The sequence below is a fragment of the Lysobacter sp. 05T417 genome (assembly GCF_056396405.1).
Map to the genome: position 1 here is coordinate 386282 of NZ_JBFTLK010000004.1, position 16751 is coordinate 403032.

Below are 16751 nucleotides of genomic sequence, written 5' to 3' on the forward strand. Positions count from 1 at the left end.
TGTCTCTGCAGCTCGAGTCCCAACCTTGCAGGCGCATCACGCGCACAGCGCAAGAGCACCAACACGCGAAGTCAATAAAACGGCTGCAGCTTCGGAAAGGAGGGGGTGGGGTGTATTCCGCGAACGATTAACGGAGCGAAGCGGAGGTTCGCGGAATACGCCCCACCTCCTCCCCCATCAACCACCAACCACCAACCACCAACCAGGCGCACAAATGAAAACGGGCCGCGTCGCGGCCCGGTTTGCCCTCACCCAACCCCTCTCCCGCGAGCGGGAGAGGGGGCTAAATCAAGCACTCAGAGCAGCGGCACCATCAGCAGCGCCACGATGTTGATGATCTTGATCAGCGGATTGATCGCCGGGCCAGCGGTGTCCTTGTACGGATCGCCGACCGTGTCGCCGGTGACCGCCGCCTTGTGCGCATCGGAACCCTTGCCGCCGTGATGACCGTCCTCGATGTACTTCTTGGCGTTGTCCCACGCACCACCGCCGGTGGTCATCGAGATCGCGACGAACAAGCCTGTCACGATCGTGCCGATCAACAGACCACCCAGTGCCGTCGGACCCAGCAGCAGCCCGACCACGATCGGCACCGCGACCGGCAACAGCGACGGCACGATCATTTCCTTGATCGCCGACTTGGTCAGCATGTCGACCGCCTTGTCGTACTCCGGCTTGCCCGTGCCTTCCATGATCCCCGGGATCTGGCGGAACTGGCGGCGCACTTCCTCGACCACCGCACCGGCGGCGCGACCGACCGCTTCCATCGCCATCGCACCGAACAGGTACGGAATCAGGCCGCCGATCAGCAGACCGATGATCACCAGATGGTCCGACAGGTCGAACGCGAACGTCGCACCCTGATGGGTGGCCGACAGGTTGTGCGTGTAATCGGCAAACAGCACCAGCGCAGCCAGCGCCGCCGAACCGATCGCATAGCCCTTGGTCACCGCCTTGGTGGTGTTGCCGACCGCATCGAGCGGGTCGGTGACGTTGCGCACCTCGGGCGGCAGCTCCGCCATTTCGGCGATGCCACCGGCGTTGTCGGTGATCGGGCCGTAGGCATCGAGCGCGACGATCATGCCCGCCATCGACAGCATTGCCGTTGCGGCGATGGCGATGCCGTACAGGCCGGCCAGCGCGAATGCACCCCAGATCGCCGCGCACACCGCGACCACCGGCAGCGCGGTCGACTTCATCGACACGCCCAGGCCGGCGATGATGTTGGTGCCGTGGCCGGTGGTGGAAGCGGCCGCGATATGGCGCACCGGACCGTACTGCGTGCCGGTGTAGTACTCGGTGATCCACACGATCGCACCGGTCAGCACCAGGCCGATCAGCGCGCACCAGTACAGGTTCATCGCACCGTGGCTGTTGTCGGCCATCAGCTGGGTGGTGATCGGGTAGAACGCGATCGCCGCCAGCACCGCCGAAACAATGACGCCGCGGTACAGCGCGCCCATGATCGAGCCGCCTTCCTTCACCTTGACGAAGAACGCGCCGATGATCGAAGCGATGATCGACACGCCGCCGAGCACCAGCGGATACAGCACCGCGTTGTGGCCGGCATCGGCAGCCATCAGCCCGCCCAGCAGCATCGTCGCGATCACGGTGACCGCATAGGTCTCGAACAGGTCGGCGGCCATGCCGGCGCAGTCGCCGACGTTGTCGCCGACGTTGTCGGCGATCACCGCCGGATTGCGCGGGTCGTCCTCGGGAATACCGGCTTCGACCTTGCCCACCAGGTCCGCGCCGACGTCGGCGCCCTTGGTGAAGATGCCGCCGCCCAGTCGCGCGAAGATCGAGATCAGCGACGAACCAAACGCCAGGCCGACCAGGGCGTGCAGCGCCGCTTCACCGGTGACGCCCAGGTGGCGCGTCAGCACCACGTAGTAACCGGCCACGCCGAGCAGGCCCAGGCCCACCACCAGCATGCCGGTGATCGCACCGCCCCGGAATGCCACGTCCATTGCCGGGCCGATGCCCTTGCGCGCGGCTTCGGCGGTACGCACGTTGGCGCGCACCGAAACGTTCATGCCGATGTAGCCGGCGGCACCTGACAGCACTGCGCCGATCAGGAAACCGATCGCCGTGTACCAGCTCAGGAAGAAGCCGATCAGCACGAACAGCACCGCGCCGGCTATGGCGATGGTCGTGTACTGGCGATTGAGGTAGGCGCGGGCGCCTTCCTGGATCGCGCCGGCGATCTGTTGCATTCGTTCGTTGCCGGCGGGTTGCGCGCTGATCCAGCGCGCGGAAATGATCCCGTAAAGGATCGCGATGACGGCGCAAACCAGCGCCAATGCCAAACCGTACTGCTCCAGCATGAACCCCTCCCCTTAAGAGTGGACACATCAGGAATTTCGAGTCGATCACCTTGAGTTGTAGTGCTGCACGGGCCGTGGGGCCTCCGCCGCAACGGTCCGACTATCGCACAGACCCTGCGTCGCCCGCACCCTCGCACGCCGGTTGGCACGCATATCGGCGCGCGGGGGCTGTGACCTCCGTCGCAGCCGTGAATTCGTCGTTCAGCGCCGCCATGCCAGCCTTCTGGGCCTGTGCCACCAAGGGGGCTGCCCCTGCCATGCGACTGTTGCCCGTAGTGTTGTCGACCAGCCTTGCCCTGATCTGCGGGCAGGCGCTGGCGGCCCACCCCAAGACCGACGCCAAGCCCGAGATCACGCGCGAGCCGGCCCAGCCGCAGGCCCTCAACAGCGTGCACACGCTGCGCCAGATCCCCGAGGCCTGCGCGCGCCTGGAAGGCATGTTCACCGGCCAGGCCAACGACCCCTACGCCTTCGCCGTGGTGCGCACCAGCGAGACCTGCCAGCCGCGTGCGCGTTTCGTCGATGCGGCCAGGGTCAAGCCATCGGAAAAGGCCGGCTGGAAACTCAACGACCTGATCCGCGTGCCCAGCGCCGCCTGCGGCACGCAGTTCGCGGTGGTGAAGGTGTGGCGCAAGCCGGCCAGCGTGGCGACGCCGACGCTGGATGCCCAGGGGCGTTCGCGAATCTATCTTGAAGAGGCGCGCCAGCAGGCGCAGACCGGGCAGATGGCGGCGGTGCCGATGTTTGCCGCGGAGATGGCGGTTGAAGGCACGCCCTGCCGTTAGGCCAACAGGCCAGGGCCGCATGCGCGGCCCTGGCATGACGTTGCTTAGTGGTTGCTGCCGCCGGCGCTGGCGTCCGTGCTGTCGCCAGTGATTTCCTTCACGGCTTCGACAACAGGTGCCGATGCATTGGCGGGTGCTGCAGCCGTGGCGTCGGTCGCCGGCGTCGGCGCGGCGTTGGCAGCAGCCACCGTTGCCGCCGTGGCGGTCTCGGCGGCCACGCCCAGTGGATCGGCGAACTGCGCCGGCGTTGCGGCAACCTTGTCGGACGGGATGCGGAACTCGTCCTTGGCCAGCAACTGCGTGCAGGTCCAGCCCAGTGCGGCCGTCACGTCCTTGAGCAATTGCGCGTTGTCGGCATGCAGCTGCTCGCGGCTCGGCGGATGCTTGTTGTCGCGGGTGTGCGTGTTGCAGGCGGCATTGGCCAGCTGGCGGCCGCTCTTGTCGACCAGCTGTACCTGGGCGCTGTAACCGACCCAGTACGTGCCCCACTGCGTCGGGAAGTAGGCATACATCCACCCGGCCGAGCGCACGTCCAGCACGTAGTCGGCTTCCGGATGCGTTGCCGCGACTTCCTTGGCCTTCTTGGCTTCGCTCGGCGTGGTGTCGGCGGCCAGCACGTTGGCGCCATAGGCGCTGGCCAGCGATGCAGCAAGCTGCGTGCGGACGATCTCGGCCGGGTCCTTGATGTCGTTGTCCCTGACCAGCGTGTTGCCCGCCGAGTACATCGCGGCGGCACCGAGCAGGCCGAACGTGGCCTTGCCCGCGGTCATCGCCGAGAAGCCCGGGCGCTCGTGGATGGTCACGGCAACCGATTTGCCCTGCATCGCGGCGGCATCGGTATCGGAAAGCGCAATCAGCTTGTCCTTGGCACTCGCCGACATGGCGAACAGCATCAAGGCGCTCGCAAGCGTCGTCTTTGTCACTGTGGTTTTCCCCTGTGTGATGGTTTGGCCGCGCATCGATTGCGCAAACGGGCACGACGCGGCCAGGCGTTGTCCCCCGACAACGCCCGCCGATTTGAGCACGCAGCCAATCGGCTTAGCTAGTCGCGCAGGGGAGAAAGTTTCTTGGTCACCGCGACATTCTTCAGCACCACGTACTTCGGGATGCCATCGCGGCCGTACGGCGGCGGTGCTTCGCCGCGGATCAACGGCTCCAGGTAGCGACGTGCCGCGGCGGTGATGCCATAACCATCCCTGCGGATGAACCCCGCCGGCATCTTCTTCTCGTGGTTGGCGACCTTCGACAACGGCGCCGCCTCGATCTTCCACCGGTACGGCGAATCGCTGCTGCGCACGATCACCGGCATCACCGAATTCATGCCCTTGAGCGCGAACTCGACCGCCTTGCGCCCGACCGCCTGCGCCTGCTCGAGATCTGTCTTCGATGCCAGGTGCCGCGCTGAGCGTTGCAGGTAATCCGGCAGCGCCCAGTGCACCTTGTAGCCCAGCGAGTCCTTGACCCGGCCGGCGAGGAACGAAGCGACACCGCCGAGCTGGGTATGGCCGAAGGAATCCTTGCCGCCGCCGGCGTCGGCAACGAAGCGGCCGTCCGCCGTCTGGATGCCTTCGCTGGCGACGACCACGCAGTAGCCGACGCGTTCGACGGTGGCTTTGACCTTGGCGAAGAAGTCCGCCTCGTCGTAGGGACGCTCGGGGAACAGGATCAGGTGCGGAGCGTCGTCGACGCCCTGGCCGGCCAGCCCGGCGGCCGCCGCCAACCAGCCGGCATGCCGCCCCATGGCTTCGTAGACGAACACCTTGGTCGAGGTGTCCGCCATTGCCGCGACATCGAGCGCGCACTCGCGCACCGACACCGCCGTGTACTTGGCGGCCGAACCAAAGCCGGGGCAGCAGTCGGTCACGGCCAGGTCGTTGTCGACGGTCTTGGGCACGCCGACGCAGGTCAGCGGGTAGCCGAACTCGGCGGCCAGCTGCGAGACCTTGAGGGCGGTGTCGGCCGAATCGTTGCCGCCGTTGTAGAGGAACCAGCGCACGTCGTGGGCCCGGAAGACATCGAGCAGGCGCTCGTAGAGGGCGCGGTCCTGATCGAGCGACTTGAGCTTGACCCGGCACGAGCCGAACGCGCCGCCGGGGGTATGGGCCAGGGCCCGGATCGCCGCGGCCGACTCCCGCGAAGTATCGATGAGGTCCTCGCGAAGGGCCCCGAGGATGCCGTTGCGGGCGGCCAGCACCTTGACCTTGCGGGCCCGGGCGGTCTCGATGACGCCGGCGGCGGTGGCGTTGATGACAGCGGTGACACCGCCAGATTGCGCGTAAAGCAGGGTTCCGGAGGGCATGTCCATTCCTGGGGTGTGGGGACAGGACCAGGCCGGGATGCGGTAAGCTGACCGCACTATTTGCCCGGCGGGGCTGGGTCGAAGCGAGTGTAGCGCCGCCGCGGGCAGTCGCCCGAAGGCCGGGCCGCACGGCCGATTCTCTCAGGCCGCGAGCCACGACGGGCCACCAGGAAATTTTCCCGTTCTAGGAGTGATGTTGATGCGATTGGTACTTCTGGGCGCGCCCGGTTCCGGCAAGGGCACGCAGGCCACGCGCCTCAAGGAGCATCTGCAGGTGCCGCACATTTCCACCGGCGACCTGCTGCGCGCCGAAGTGGCGGCCGGCAGCAAGCTCGGACTCGAGGCCAAGGAGGTGATGGCATCGGGCAACCTGGTCAGCGACGAGATCCTGCTGGGCATGCTCGAGGACCGCTTCTCGCGTCCCGACACCCGCGACGGCTTCATCCTCGACGGCTACCCGCGCAACCTGGCCCAGGCCGACGCGCTGGACAAGCTGCTGACCCGCATCCGCCAGCCGATGGACTACGCGGTCCAGCTGGACGTGCCGACCGACCTGCTGGTCGAGCGCATCGCCGGCCGCGCCAAGGCCGAAGGCCGCGCCGACGACAGCCCGGAATCGGTGCGCACGCGCCTGAAGGTCTATGACGACCAGACCGCACCGGTGATCGAGTTCTACCGCCAGCACGGCCAGCTGACCGTGGTCGACGGCGTGGGCTCGCTGGATGATGTGTTCAACCGCATCATCGAGGCGTTGGTGCCGGCGAAGGAAGTGGGCTGACTTCGTTTAGGACGACCTGATCTTGAAGATTCATATTCTGGGGATTGCCGGCACTTTCATGGGCGGCGTCGCCGCACTCGCCCGCGAACTGGGCCATGAAGTGGAAGGCAGCGACCAGGCCGTCTACCCGCCGATGTCGACCCAGCTCGAGCAGCTCGGCATCGACCTCAAGCAGGGTTACCAGCCGCAGCACATCAGCGCCGACTGCGACCAGATCGTCGTCGGCAACGCACTCTCGCGCGGCAACGCCGCGGTCGAGCAGGTCCTCGACGACGGCCGCAGCTACACCTCCGGTGCGCAGTGGCTCAGCGAGAACCTGCTGCCGGGCCGCGATACGCTCGCCGTTGCCGGTACCCACGGCAAGACCACCACCACCACCATCCTGACCTACCTGCTGCAGGCCGCCGGGCGCGAGCCGGGCTTCCTGATCGGTGGCGTCGCCGAGGACTTCGGCGTGTCGGCGCGCGTTGGCAGCGGCCGTGAGTTCGTGGTCGAGGCCGACGAATACGACACCGCGTTCTTCGACAAGCGCAGCAAGTTCGTCCACTACCGTCCGCTGGTGGCGATCCTCAACAACCTCGAGTACGACCACGCCGACATCTTTCCCGACGTCGCCGCGATCCAGCGCCAGTTCCACCATCTGGTGCGCACCGTGCCGCGCCGCGGCCGGTTGATCGTCAACGGCGAAGACCACCACCTGGCCGAAGTGCTGGCGATGGGTTGCTGGACGCCGGTGGAAACCTTCGGCCTTGATGCCAGCCTGGCGCCGCAGCCGCAGGGCCACGGCGACCGCGCCGACGAACGCGCGGCCGCAAGCGCCAGCTTCAACTGGACCGCGCGCATGATCGAGGAAGACGGCAGCGCATTCGCCGTCGTCCACGATGGCGTCGAGATCGGCGAAGTGCGCTGGCCGCTGCTGGGTCGCCACAACGTGATGAACGCGTTGGCTGCGCTGGCGACGGCGCACGCCATTGGCGTCGACATCGGCCCCGTGCTGCCGGCGCTGGCGCAGTTCCGCAGCGTCAAGCGCCGCTTGGAAATCATCGGCCAGGCGCAGGGCGTCACCATCTACGACGACTTCGCCCACCATCCCACCGCGATCGCCACCACGCTCGCGGGCCTGCGCGCGAAGGTCGGCTCGGCCCGGATACTGGTGGCGATGGAGCCGCGCAGCAACTCCATGCGCCTGGGCGCGCATTCCGACGCGCTGGCGCCGTCGCTGGACCTGGCCGACACCGTGGTGTTCCTGCACCGGCCGGAACTGGCCTGGGATGCCACCCGGGTGGTCTCGGCGTTGCGCGGCGAAGGCGTTGCGGTGGCCGACGCCGATGCGCTGATCGCGGCGTTGCGCGAACGCGTGCGCAGTGGCGACCACGTCGTGTTCATGTCCAATGGCGGCTTCGATGGCGCGCCGCGACGGTTCCTCGCCACGCTGGCATAGCGGGAAATGGTCGGCAATTCGTCCTAGACTGGCGCCAATGCCGGCAGACGACGCCCTCACCCAGTCCCTGGGATTGTTCCCGCTGCACGCGGTGCTCTTGCCCGGTGCGGCGATCGGCCTGCGCGTGTTCGAGCCGCGCTACCTCGACCTGATCCGCGAATGCGGCCGCAACGGCAAGGCGTTCGGCATCTGCCTGATCATGCACGGCGAGGAAGTGGGCGCGCCGGCATCCGCGGCAGCGTTCGGCACCGAAGCGGTGATCGAGGATTTCGGCCGCGGCGACGATGGCCTGCTGACCCTGCGCGTGCGCGGTGCGCGCCGCTTCCATGCGCGGCGGGTGCGTGTCCGCGACAACGGCCTGCAGGTTGCCGAGGTCGAGTGGTGCGATCCCGATCCAGACGACGTCGTGCGCCCCGAACATGGCCTGCTGGCTACGCTGCTGCAGCAGATCATCGACCAGGTGGGAGGCGAACACGCCAAGGCGCCGCAGGCGAGGTTCGACGATGCCGCATGGGTCGGCTGGCGACTGGCTGAACTGTTGCCGCTGGAACCCGAACAGCGACAGGCCCTGCTGCAACTCGACGATCCGCACCTGCGGCTGGAGCGGTTGCTGTCGCTGCTGCCCTGATCTGCCGGCTGGTTATTGCTGGCGGCCGTCCGTCTTGACCCGTATCACCATCGTCGCCCCGTGCGGATGATGCGACTGCTGCAATTCCATTCCCTCCAGCGCCTCGGCGACGAGCGTGTGCGCGCGGCCGTCATCGCTGGCCGGCAGCCATAATGCGGCGGCGCCCAGCGGGCGGGTCATGTGCAGGGTCTGCGTGCTGCCCAGCCACAAGGGGGTACCGTCGTCGAGCAGGACCGGCGCCGGCCACAACCGCAGGGCGTACTGCTCGTCGTCGTTGCTGCCCGGGTGCAGCATCAGCAAGGTTTCGGCCTGCGCATCGAGCGTAGCCGGCAGCACCGGTTGCCGCAGCGTCGGCTTGCCGTCGTCGAGCAGGCCGACGGTGGCAACCCAGTCCGCCTGCGGCTGCACGCGCCAGCCCCGCGCCTGCAATTGCGCCTGCAGCGGCGCCAGCGGTCCGGCGACCTGCAGGTCCAGCGGCCAGCGGCGGCGCTGGTCGCGCTCGTTGCGCTGCGCCGGCAGGCTCGCCCAACGGCCCTGCCACCAGTCGGCCTGGTGCATCACCGTGGTCGGCTTGGCCGTCGCGAACTTGGCCAGCAGCGCATCGGCCGCGCGCGGTGCATGCCACGCCGCGGCAATGACGAAGGTCGTATAGAACAGCCACGCCAGGGGCCGCATCCAGAACGAACGCGCGACGTGGCGGCGATAGGCGATGCCCAGCACCAGCAGCCACAGGATGCCGAACAACGTTCCGCCGACCAGGTCGCTGGGCCAGTGCGCACCCAGGTACAGGCGGGCGAAGGCGACCGCGGTCGTCACCACGCCGGCGAGCAGGTACGGCCACACGCGCGTGCGCCCCGGCAGTTCGCGCGCGATCAGCACGGCGAAGAAGCCGAACACGATTGTGCACATCGTCACCGCGACCGACGGAAAGCCGAAGCCGGCCGGTGCGGTAGGCGGACGTGGCATGTCGATCGCCGCTTCCAGCAATGAGGTCAGGGTCAGGCCGAATACCAGCGCCGCCAGCCAGTGCGCCGCCGCCATCCAGCGTTTGCGCCACAGCAGGTACGCCAGCGCCACCGCTGCGGCCGGGCCGAGCACGGCGGCATCGCCCACGCTCGCCAGCCCCGCCATCATCCGGTCGGCCAACGGGTTGCGCAGTCCCCACATGAATTCGTGGATGGTGTGGTCGATGGCGAGCGGGCCACCGCTGGCGAGCAGCGATGCCAGCAGCGTGAACCACGCCCAGCTGATGCCCAGCAGGCACACCGCCAGCATCAGCAGCGATGGCGACTCGGGACGGTTCGGATCGATCAGTGCCGCGGCATAGCGGCCCAGGTGCGGGTGGTGGCGGGTCCAGTACAGGGCGCGCGCCAGCAGGTTGTCGGCATGCGCGGCGAACCAGCGCCAGGTGTAGAGCACGCAGGCCCAGACCAGGCCGATGGTGAGCACCAGCGCGGCCAGCACGAGCGCCAGCCGGTCGGCGACGGCGGCGACCGCGTCATAGGATTTGCCCAGCGCCCAGCCGGGCGCGAGGAAGGCCAGCGACCAGACCAGGCACGCGGCCAGGCTCGGCAGCGCGTAGCGGCGCATCGGCATGTGCAGCATTCCCGCGATGGCCGGCACGAATGGACGCACCGCGCCGACGAAGCGCGCGATCACGATGCTCATGCTGCCGTGGCGACGGAACAGCGCTTCGCCGCGGTCGAGCCATTGCGGATAGCGCGAGAACGGCCAGCGGGCGCGCAGTTGCGGGCCCCAGCGGTAGCCGACCCAGTAGCTCAAACCATCGCCGATGAAGGCGCCCAGCGTCGCGCAGAGCAGCGCATAGGGCCCGCTGATGTGGCCCAGCCCGACCAGCGTGCCGACCGCGAACAGCAATGGCAGCGCCGGCACCACGATGCCGACGATGACCAGGGCATCGCAGAAGGCAATAAGGAAGATGACAGCGCCGGCGGCGATAGGGTTTGCCGCGATCCATGCGGTCGCGCTTTCGATCCAGGCCGGTTCCATCGGCCGATTATAGGCAGCCGGCCCATGACGGCGCGAGGTGGCCATCGCCGGCAAACGATTCCGTACACTGGCGCGATGCCCGCACGCACCACCACCGACGACGACGCCATCGAAGTCCAGGCCCTGAAGGCCGACAGTTTCGGCCGCATCGCGCTGATGCGCGGCGCCGATGGCCTGTTCGTGCGCCGCGACCTTTGCCACGTGCCGCTGTGGCTGCGCCTTCCGGCGTGGTGGCTGGCGCGGCGCGAGGCCAGGGGCCTGGAGTGCGTCCACGGTCTGGGGGCAACGCCGCAACTGCTCGGCTGGGACGGCCGCCGGCTCGATCGCAGCTACATGGCCGGTGCGGCGATGTACCAGCGACCGCCGCACGGCGACCTTGCCTATTTCCGCCGCGCGCGACGACTGCTGCAACAGTTGCACCGGCGCGGCCTTGCCCACAACGATCTGGCCAAGGAAGCCAACTGGCTGGTGTTGGCCGACGGCGCCCCGGCGATCATCGACTTCCAGCTCGCCGTTCGTGGCCGGCCGCGTTCGCGCTGGATGCGCCTGCTCGCGCGCGAGGACCTTCGCCACCTGCTCAAGCACAAACGCACGTACTGCCCGCAGATGCTGACGCCGGTCGAACGGCGCGTGCTCAAACGCCATTCGTGGTTGCGCCAAGCGTGGTTCGCGACCGGCAAACCGGTCTACCGCTTCATAACGCGCAAGCTGTTGAAATGGGAGGACAACGAAGGGCAGGGGCCGAAGCCATGAACCCTGCCACGACCAGCAACCCGCCTGCTCCAGGCGATGCGACTGCGTCGGGCTGCCTGCCCTGACCCCTGGAGGAAACCGTCATGCGTACCCTGTCCGGAAAGACCATCTTCATTACTGGCGCGTCGCGCGGCATCGGCCGTGCCATCGCCTTGCGCGCCGCGCAGGACGGCGCGAATGTCGCCATCGCGGCGAAATCGGCCGTGCCCAATCCGAAGCTGCCCGGCACCATCCACAGCGTCGCCGCCGAGGTTGAAGCCGCAGGCGGCAAGGCATTGGCGCTCAAGTGCGACATCCGCGAAGAGGACGAGGTGAATGCCGCGGTGGCGGCGACGGTCGACCTGTTTGGCGGCATCGACATCCTCGTCAACAACGCCAGCGCGATCTGGCTCAAGGGCACGCTCGACACGCCGATGAAGCGTTACGACCTGATGCAGCAGGTCAACGCGCGCGGCAGTTTCCTGTGCGCGCAGGCCTGCCTGCCGTACCTGCTCAAGGCGCCTGATCCGCACATCCTGTCGCTGGCGCCGCCGCTCAACCTCGATCCGAAGTGGTGGGCGCCGCACACCGCCTACACGCTGGCGAAGATGGGCATGAGCTTCGTGACGCTGGGGCTCGCGGCCGAGTTCGGCCCCCAGGGCGTGGCCGTCAATGCCTTGTGGCCGCGGACCGTCATCGCCACCGACGCGGTCAACATGATCCCGGGCGTGCGCCTGGAAATGTGCCGCAAGCCCGAGATCGTCGCCGATGCCGCGCACGCGGTCCTGGTGCGTCCGTCGGACGATTTCTACGGCCACTTCCTGATCGACGACGACGTGCTGTTCGCCGCCGGCGTGACCGATTTCGCCCAGTACGCAGTGAATCCTTACTGCGAGCACCTCATTCCGGACCTGTTCCTGACCGACTCGCAGCTGGCTAAAAAGCCGCGCAGCTGATCCGCATCGCCCGTCATCCGATCGCTGCGATGAGCGACAATGGCCGCTTCCCTCCACACACCCGCCACAGCCCCACCATGACTGCCTCCAGCTCCGACCTGTTCTCGCTCTCCGAACGCTATTACCTGCCGGTGTACCGGCCGCGCCGGATCGTGCTCGACCATGGCCGTGGTGCGCGCGTGTGGGATCGTGAAGGCCGCGAATATGTCGACTTCGGCGCCGGCATCGCCGTCAACGCGCTCGGCCACGCCAATCCGCTGCTGGTCGCCGCGCTGACCGAGCAGGCGGGCAAGCTCTGGCACACCAGCAACGTCTTCGTCAGCGAACCGCCGCTGCGCCTGGCCGAGGAGCTGGTCACCGCATCGCGCTTCGCCGAGCGGGTGTTCTTCTGCAACTCCGGCGCCGAGGCCAACGAGGCGGCGATCAAACTCGCCCGCAAGTGGGCCAGCGCGCAGGGTCGCGACCCCGGCCGTCGCGTCATCCTCAGCTTCCGCGGCAGCTTTCACGGCCGCACACTGGCCGCGGTCACCGCCGGCGCGCAGCCCAAGTACCACGAAGGCTTCGAGCCGCTGCCGCCGGGCTTCCGCTACAGCGATTTCAACGACCTCGCCGCCGCCGAAGCGGCGATGGCCGCCGGCGACGTCTGCGCGGTGCTGGTCGAACCGGTGCAGGGCGAGGGTGGCGTCACGCCGGCGACGGAAGAATTCCTGCTTGGTCTGCGCGCGCTGTGCGACCGTCACGGCGCGTTGCTGATGCTCGATGAGATCCAGTGCGGCATGGGCCGCACCGGTCATCTGTTCGCCTGCCACGGCTACGGCATCACGCCCGATGTCGTCACCCTCGCCAAGGCGCTGGGCAGCGGTTTCCCGATCGGTGCGATGCTGGTCGGCGCAACGGCCGCGGAGTCTATGCAGTTCGGCGCGCACGGCACCACCTTCGGTGGCAATCCATTGGCCGCCGCCGTGGCGCGTGCGGCGTTGCGCGAGATCTCCTCGCCGCAGGTGCTGGCCAATGTCGAGCGGCAGTCGCTGGCGATCCGCGATGCGCTTGCCGCGCTCGATACCGAGCTGGGCCTGTTCTCGGAGGTCCGCGGTTGCGGCCTCATGCTCGGCGCGCAACTGCGCGAAGTGCACGCCGGCAAGGCCGGGTTGATCCTCGACCTGTGCGTGGAGCAGGGCCTGCTGCTGCTCCAGGCCGGTCCGGACGTGCTGCGATTCGTGCCCGCGCTGAACATCAGCGACGCCGATATCGCCGAAGGCCTGGCGCGCCTACGCGCCGCGCTGATCCAGTTCGTCAACGCCTGATGCGCTGATGCAAGTCCCTCTCTCCCCGCGCGGGAGAGGGGATTGGCGTGAGGCGCGCTCTCAAGAGGCGCGCCCTTAAAGCGTCGCGAACGACGCCCGCGCCGCCTCGATGGTCAGCGCGATCTCCGCTCCGCCATGCGCGCTCGACACGAACCCGGCCTCGAACGCCGACGGCGCCAGGTACACGCCGCGTTCCAGCATTGCGTGGAAGAAGCGATTGAAGCGCGCCGTGTCCGACGCCTTCGCATCCTCGAACGTCTCCACCGGGCCTTCGCGGAAATACAGTCCGAACATGCCCGGGGCGCGTGTCGTGTGGAAGGCGATGCCGGCTTCGCGCGCTGCGGCCTCGAGTCCATCGCACAGCACATTCGTGCTGCGTTCGAGCGCATCGTGGAAGCCCGGCGCCTGGATCAGCTCCAGCGTCGCCAGGCCCGCGGCCATCGCCACCGGATTGCCGCTGAGCGTGCCGGCCTGGTAGATCGGCCCGCTCGGCGCGACCTGCGCCATCAGGTCGCGACGGCCGCCATAGGCGCCGACCGGCATGCCGCCGCCGATGATCTTGCCGAAGGTCGACAGGTCCGGGGCGATGCCATAGCGCTGCTGCGCGCCGCCGAGGGCGACACGGAAGCCGGTCATCACTTCGTCGAAGATCAGCAGCGCGCCGTGCTTCGTGCACAGCTCGCGCAGGTGCTGCAGATAACCGTCGCGCGGCAGGATGCAGTTGGCGTTGCCGACGATCGGTTCGATGATCAGGCCGGCGATCTCGCCGCCGATTTCATCGAACAGCTTCGTCGCTGCATCGAAGTCGTTGTAGGCGATGGTCATGGTCAGGTCGGCCAGCGCCGATGGCACGCCCGGCGAATTCGGCAATCCCAGCGTCATCACGCCGCTGCCGGCCTTCACCAGGAAGCTGTCGCCGTGGCCGTGGTAGCAGCCTTCGAACTTGACGATGCGGTTGCGGCCGGTGGCGCCACGCGCGACGCGGATCGCCGACAGCGTCGCCTCGGTGCCGGAGTTGACCATGCGCACCATCTCGCAGCTCGGCACGATCGCGGTGATCGCCTCGGCCATCGTCACTTCCAGCGCATTGGGCACGCCGAAGCTGAGGCCATCGCGCATGGTCTTCTCGACGGCAGCCAGCACTTTCGGGTGGGCATGGCCGGCGATCATCGGACCCCACGAGCCGACGTAGTCGATGTAGCGGTTGCCATCGACGTCATGCAGGTAGGGGCCTTCGGCGCGCTGGGCGAAGAACGGTTCGCCGCCAACCGACTTGAACGCGCGCACCGGCGAATTGACGCCGCCGGGAATCAGTTCGAGGGCGCGGGTGAACAGCTCATGCGATTGCGATTGATTCATGGGGAACTCGTTTGATCCCCTCTCGCGCTTGCGGGAGAGGGCTGGGGTGGGGGCAGGTCGAAGCAGTCGAGGTACCGTCGCACTGCCGCGGCCGGATCTACAGCATCGAATACGCCGCTGATGACGGCGAGCAGGTCGGCGCCGGCTTCGACCAGGGACCGTGCATTGTCCGGGGTGATGCCGCCGATCGCCACTCGCGGCAATTGCAGCGACGCCGAGTCGCGCAGCAGGTCCAGGCCGGCCCGACGGGCGTTGGGCTTGGTCGGCGACGGGAAGTACGCGCCGAAGGCGATGTAGTCGGCGCCGGCCGCGGCGGCGCGCCGGGCCAGGGCGAGGTCGGCGTAGCACGAGGCGCCCAGGATCGCGCCTGCGGGCAGTACGGCCCGGGCGGCGGCCAGCTCACCGTCGTCCTCGCCCAGATGGGCGCCGTCGGCACCGATCTCGGCTGCCAGGCGCCAGTCGTCGTTGACGATCATCGGCACGCCATGGCGCCGGCACAGCGCCAGCAGCTCGCGCGCCTGCAGTCCGCGCAGGTCGTCACCGGCAGCCTTGTTGCGATACTGGAGCCAGGTGGCGCCGGCGGCCACGACCGTTTCGACCCGGTCCAGCAGGCGCGGGGTGTCGTTGTCGTCGGGGGTAATGGCGTACAGGCCACTCCGCGGGGACGGCGGATTCATCCAGAAAGCTTCCGTGGGCGCGGGCGCGGTGGGACAATGCGCGTTCCGCAATCCCAGCATTATCAGCCCAATCCCCCATGTCCGAGATCGCTGCCGCCACCACTTACCGCACCTGGATGTGCGTCGTCTGCGGCTTCATCTACGACGAGGCCCAGGGCCTGCCGGAAGAGGGGATTGCGCCGGGCACGCGCTGGGAGGACGTGCCCGACACCTGGACGTGCCCGGACTGCGGCGTGACCAAGGACGATTTCGAGATGATGGTGCTCTGACGCTCGTCAGGGCTTGCCGTCAGGGCTTGGCCAGCCCCGGCCCGAACGTCAGTTCGGCGCCATCCTTGAGGCCCAGTTTTGCCGCTTCGCCGGCATTGAGTTCCAGCACATAACGCGCGGGCGCGGTGCTGGGGTACGGCGGGCAGCCGTCGCCGAGGGAGCACGGCGGTGTGTCGCGACGCTGCGACACCAGTTTGCGGTCGCTGTCGAAGTACAGGATATCCAGCGGAATCTTGGTGTTCTTCATCCAGTACGACAGTGGCTCCTGCTGCTCATGGATGAACAACATGCCGTGGTCGTCGGCCATTTCCTCGCGGAACATCAGGCCGCGCGCGCGTTCGGCGTCGTCATCGGCCACTTCCACCTGGAACTTCTGGCCGCCCAGTTCGACCCAGGGGCCGGACCCCATGGCACAACCGGACAGGGCGAGGCCGCAGCAGGCGACCAGTAGACGGGGCAGGAACATGGTGGAGCTCCTTCAGGCGTTGATCCGGGCCGTGGACGGCCAATGCGCGACGAACATCGTGCAGGGATGAATGCGAGTCAAGCGGAAACGCTTCGAAACCCGTTTGGCGCCGGGGTTTTGGGGCTTTGGGGCGTTGGGCGTCGGAGCGTCGGAGCGTCGGAGCGTCGGAGCGTTGGGGCTTCGGGGGGGCGTCGTCCGCCGGGCCGGGGATCGCTGCGCCCGGCAGACGACATCCTGTCTTTATGCCGGGCGTGGGCCATCCATGGCCCACTGCTCCGCAATCCCCGGCCCGGCGGACAACGCTCCACCGCTTCGTTGCCAGGTCTTCGTCTTTTGCCCGTCATTCCCGCGAAGGCGGGGACCCAGCGACTTTGCGCCTTCCCCGCAGAGACAGGCAGCGCAAGCCGTCATCCCCGCGAAGGCGGGGGGATACATGGACGTTGCTTCGCTTTTGGGCCGCACCATGGCCCCGAACGTGCTCACTCGGCAAAGATGTAAAAAAACTTCAACGAACCCCTTCCAAATCCCGTTGTGCATGTGCACAATGCGCGCCCCGCCACGGTGAAGTTGAACGCGGCGGGACGCGGAAAAGGCGGTGTGGTTCGAGGCGGTTGACGGTTCTCGGACATGCTGTAAGATGCGCGGCCCGGTGGTCCTGGGGCGGTCCGAAAGGACGCTGAACGGGCCGGCGGGAAGCGAAAAAAGATCTCGGCACGGTGT

General features: G+C 67.9%; 15 protein-coding genes. 8 read left to right on the forward strand and 7 right to left on the reverse strand.

Going from position 1 to position 16751, the window contains the following annotated elements; genetic code table 11:
* Positions 1 to 296: 296 nt before the first annotated feature.
* Complete coding sequence (locus AC1DER_RS09550) at positions 297 to 2327, reverse strand: sodium-translocating pyrophosphatase (RefSeq protein WP_441816656.1); 2031 nt, start codon at positions 2325 to 2327, stop codon at positions 297 to 299.
* 257 nt (positions 2328 to 2584) lie between these two features.
* On the opposite strand from AC1DER_RS09550, the gene AC1DER_RS09555 reads away from it, so the two are divergent.
* Complete coding sequence (locus tag AC1DER_RS09555; protein ID WP_477246579.1) at positions 2585 to 3112, forward strand: hypothetical protein; 528 nt, start codon at positions 2585 to 2587, stop codon at positions 3110 to 3112.
* 44 nt (positions 3113 to 3156) lie between these two features.
* On the opposite strand, the gene AC1DER_RS09560 is transcribed toward AC1DER_RS09555, so the two are convergent.
* The gene (locus AC1DER_RS09560; protein ID WP_477246581.1) at positions 3157 to 4035 is read right to left on the reverse strand and encodes a hypothetical protein; all 879 of its coding nucleotides are present in this window, start codon (positions 4033 to 4035) and stop codon (positions 3157 to 3159) included.
* 119 nt (positions 4036 to 4154) lie between these two features.
* Positions 4155 to 5411, reverse strand: coding sequence for a 6-phosphofructokinase (locus AC1DER_RS09565; protein ID WP_477246583.1), 1257 nt, complete (start codon positions 5409 to 5411; stop codon positions 4155 to 4157).
* A 199-nt stretch (positions 5412 to 5610) separates the two neighbouring features.
* Here AC1DER_RS09565 and AC1DER_RS09570 point away from each other — a divergent pair, with 199 nt between their 5' ends.
* From AC1DER_RS09570 to AC1DER_RS09580, 3 genes are read left to right on the forward strand one after another with little or no spacing between them, the layout of a single operon-like run.
* Positions 5611 to 6189, forward strand: a complete 579-nt coding sequence (locus tag AC1DER_RS09570) for an adenylate kinase (protein ID WP_441816660.1) — start codon at positions 5611 to 5613, stop codon at positions 6187 to 6189.
* A gap of 19 nt (positions 6190 to 6208) precedes the next feature.
* Positions 6209 to 7630, forward strand: coding sequence for a UDP-N-acetylmuramate:L-alanyl-gamma-D-glutamyl-meso-diaminopimelate ligase (gene mpl, locus AC1DER_RS09575; RefSeq protein WP_441816688.1), 1422 nt, complete (start codon positions 6209 to 6211; stop codon positions 7628 to 7630).
* Between the two features lie 28 nt (positions 7631 to 7658).
* Positions 7659 to 8258, forward strand: a complete 600-nt coding sequence (locus AC1DER_RS09580) for an LON peptidase substrate-binding domain-containing protein (protein ID WP_477246600.1) — start codon at positions 7659 to 7661, stop codon at positions 8256 to 8258.
* 12 nt (positions 8259 to 8270) lie between these two features.
* Here AC1DER_RS09580 and AC1DER_RS09585 read toward each other — a convergent pair whose 3' ends face one another.
* The gene (locus AC1DER_RS09585; RefSeq protein WP_477246585.1) at positions 8271 to 10268 is read right to left on the reverse strand and encodes a bifunctional DedA family/phosphatase PAP2 family protein; all 1998 of its coding nucleotides are present in this window, start codon (positions 10266 to 10268) and stop codon (positions 8271 to 8273) included.
* Positions 10269 to 10343: 75 nt separating this feature from the next.
* Between AC1DER_RS09585 and AC1DER_RS09590 the strand changes: the two genes are divergently transcribed.
* The 3 genes from AC1DER_RS09590 to AC1DER_RS09600 all read left to right on the forward strand — a co-directional run bounded on the left by AC1DER_RS09590 (position 10344) and on the right by AC1DER_RS09600 (position 13260).
* Positions 10344 to 11021: a protein kinase family protein gene (locus AC1DER_RS09590; protein WP_477246587.1), complete on the forward strand. Its 678-nt coding sequence runs from the start codon at positions 10344 to 10346 to the stop codon at positions 11019 to 11021.
* Positions 11022 to 11104: 83 nt separating this feature from the next.
* Entirely contained in the window at positions 11105 to 11956 is an 852-nt protein-coding gene (locus AC1DER_RS09595) for an SDR family oxidoreductase (RefSeq protein WP_477246589.1), read from the forward strand.
* A 77-nt stretch (positions 11957 to 12033) separates the two neighbouring features.
* A complete protein-coding gene (locus tag AC1DER_RS09600; protein WP_477246591.1) occupies positions 12034 to 13260 on the forward strand; it encodes an acetylornithine/succinyldiaminopimelate transaminase in 1227 nt (408 codons plus the stop codon).
* Between the two features lie 75 nt (positions 13261 to 13335).
* Here AC1DER_RS09600 and hemL read toward each other — a convergent pair whose 3' ends face one another.
* Both hemL and thiE read right to left on the reverse strand, forming a co-directional pair.
* A complete protein-coding gene (gene hemL / locus AC1DER_RS09605; protein ID WP_477246593.1) occupies positions 13336 to 14619 on the reverse strand; it encodes a glutamate-1-semialdehyde 2,1-aminomutase in 1284 nt (427 codons plus the stop codon).
* Positions 14616 to 15296 carry a thiamine phosphate synthase gene (gene thiE, locus AC1DER_RS09610; protein WP_477246595.1) on the reverse strand — a complete coding sequence of 227 codons (681 nt, stop codon included), beginning with the start codon at positions 15294 to 15296 and terminating at the stop codon, positions 14616 to 14618. The genes hemL and thiE overlap by 4 nt, the downstream gene beginning before the upstream one ends.
* Positions 15297 to 15373: 77 nt before the next feature.
* Here thiE and AC1DER_RS09615 point away from each other — a divergent pair, with 77 nt between their 5' ends.
* Positions 15374 to 15565, forward strand: a complete 192-nt coding sequence (locus AC1DER_RS09615; RefSeq protein ID WP_441816667.1) for a rubredoxin — start codon at positions 15374 to 15376, stop codon at positions 15563 to 15565.
* A gap of 19 nt (positions 15566 to 15584) precedes the next feature.
* Here the strand turns inward: AC1DER_RS09615 and AC1DER_RS09620 are convergent, their stop codons facing one another.
* On the reverse strand, positions 15585 to 16031 hold the full coding sequence (locus tag AC1DER_RS09620; RefSeq protein WP_441816668.1) for a DUF192 domain-containing protein: 447 nt from the start codon (positions 16029 to 16031) through the stop codon (positions 15585 to 15587).
* Positions 16032 to 16751: the final 720 nt, after the last annotated feature.

What these genes read in the sequence shown, in the direction of transcription:
- AC1DER_RS09590 (WP_477246587.1), top strand. Translation starts at nt 10,344, where the DNA reads ATGCCCGCACGCACCACCACCGACGACGACGCCATCGAAGTCCAGGCC.
- AC1DER_RS09555 (WP_477246579.1), top strand. Translation starts at nt 2,585, where the DNA reads ATGCGACTGTTGCCCGTAGTGTTGTCGACCAGCCTTGCCCTGATCTGC.
- AC1DER_RS09600 (WP_477246591.1), top strand. Translation starts at nt 12,034, where the DNA reads ATGACTGCCTCCAGCTCCGACCTGTTCTCGCTCTCCGAACGCTATTAC.
- AC1DER_RS09550 (WP_441816656.1), bottom strand. Translation starts at nt 2,327, where the DNA reads ATGCTGGAGCAGTACGGTTTGGCATTGGCGCTGGTTTGCGCCGTCATC.
- AC1DER_RS09615 (WP_441816667.1), top strand. Translation starts at nt 15,374, where the DNA reads ATGTCCGAGATCGCTGCCGCCACCACTTACCGCACCTGGATGTGCGTC.
- thiE (WP_477246595.1), bottom strand. Translation starts at nt 15,296, where the DNA reads ATGAATCCGCCGTCCCCGCGGAGTGGCCTGTACGCCATTACCCCCGAC.
- hemL (WP_477246593.1), bottom strand. Translation starts at nt 14,619, where the DNA reads ATGAATCAATCGCAATCGCATGAGCTGTTCACCCGCGCCCTCGAACTG.
- AC1DER_RS09565 (WP_477246583.1), bottom strand. Translation starts at nt 5,411, where the DNA reads ATGCCCTCCGGAACCCTGCTTTACGCGCAATCTGGCGGTGTCACCGCT.
- AC1DER_RS09570 (WP_441816660.1), top strand. Translation starts at nt 5,611, where the DNA reads ATGCGATTGGTACTTCTGGGCGCGCCCGGTTCCGGCAAGGGCACGCAG.
- AC1DER_RS09585 (WP_477246585.1), bottom strand. Translation starts at nt 10,268, where the DNA reads ATGGAACCGGCCTGGATCGAAAGCGCGACCGCATGGATCGCGGCAAAC.
- AC1DER_RS09595 (WP_477246589.1), top strand. Translation starts at nt 11,105, where the DNA reads ATGCGTACCCTGTCCGGAAAGACCATCTTCATTACTGGCGCGTCGCGC.
- AC1DER_RS09620 (WP_441816668.1), bottom strand. Translation starts at nt 16,031, where the DNA reads ATGTTCCTGCCCCGTCTACTGGTCGCCTGCTGCGGCCTCGCCCTGTCC.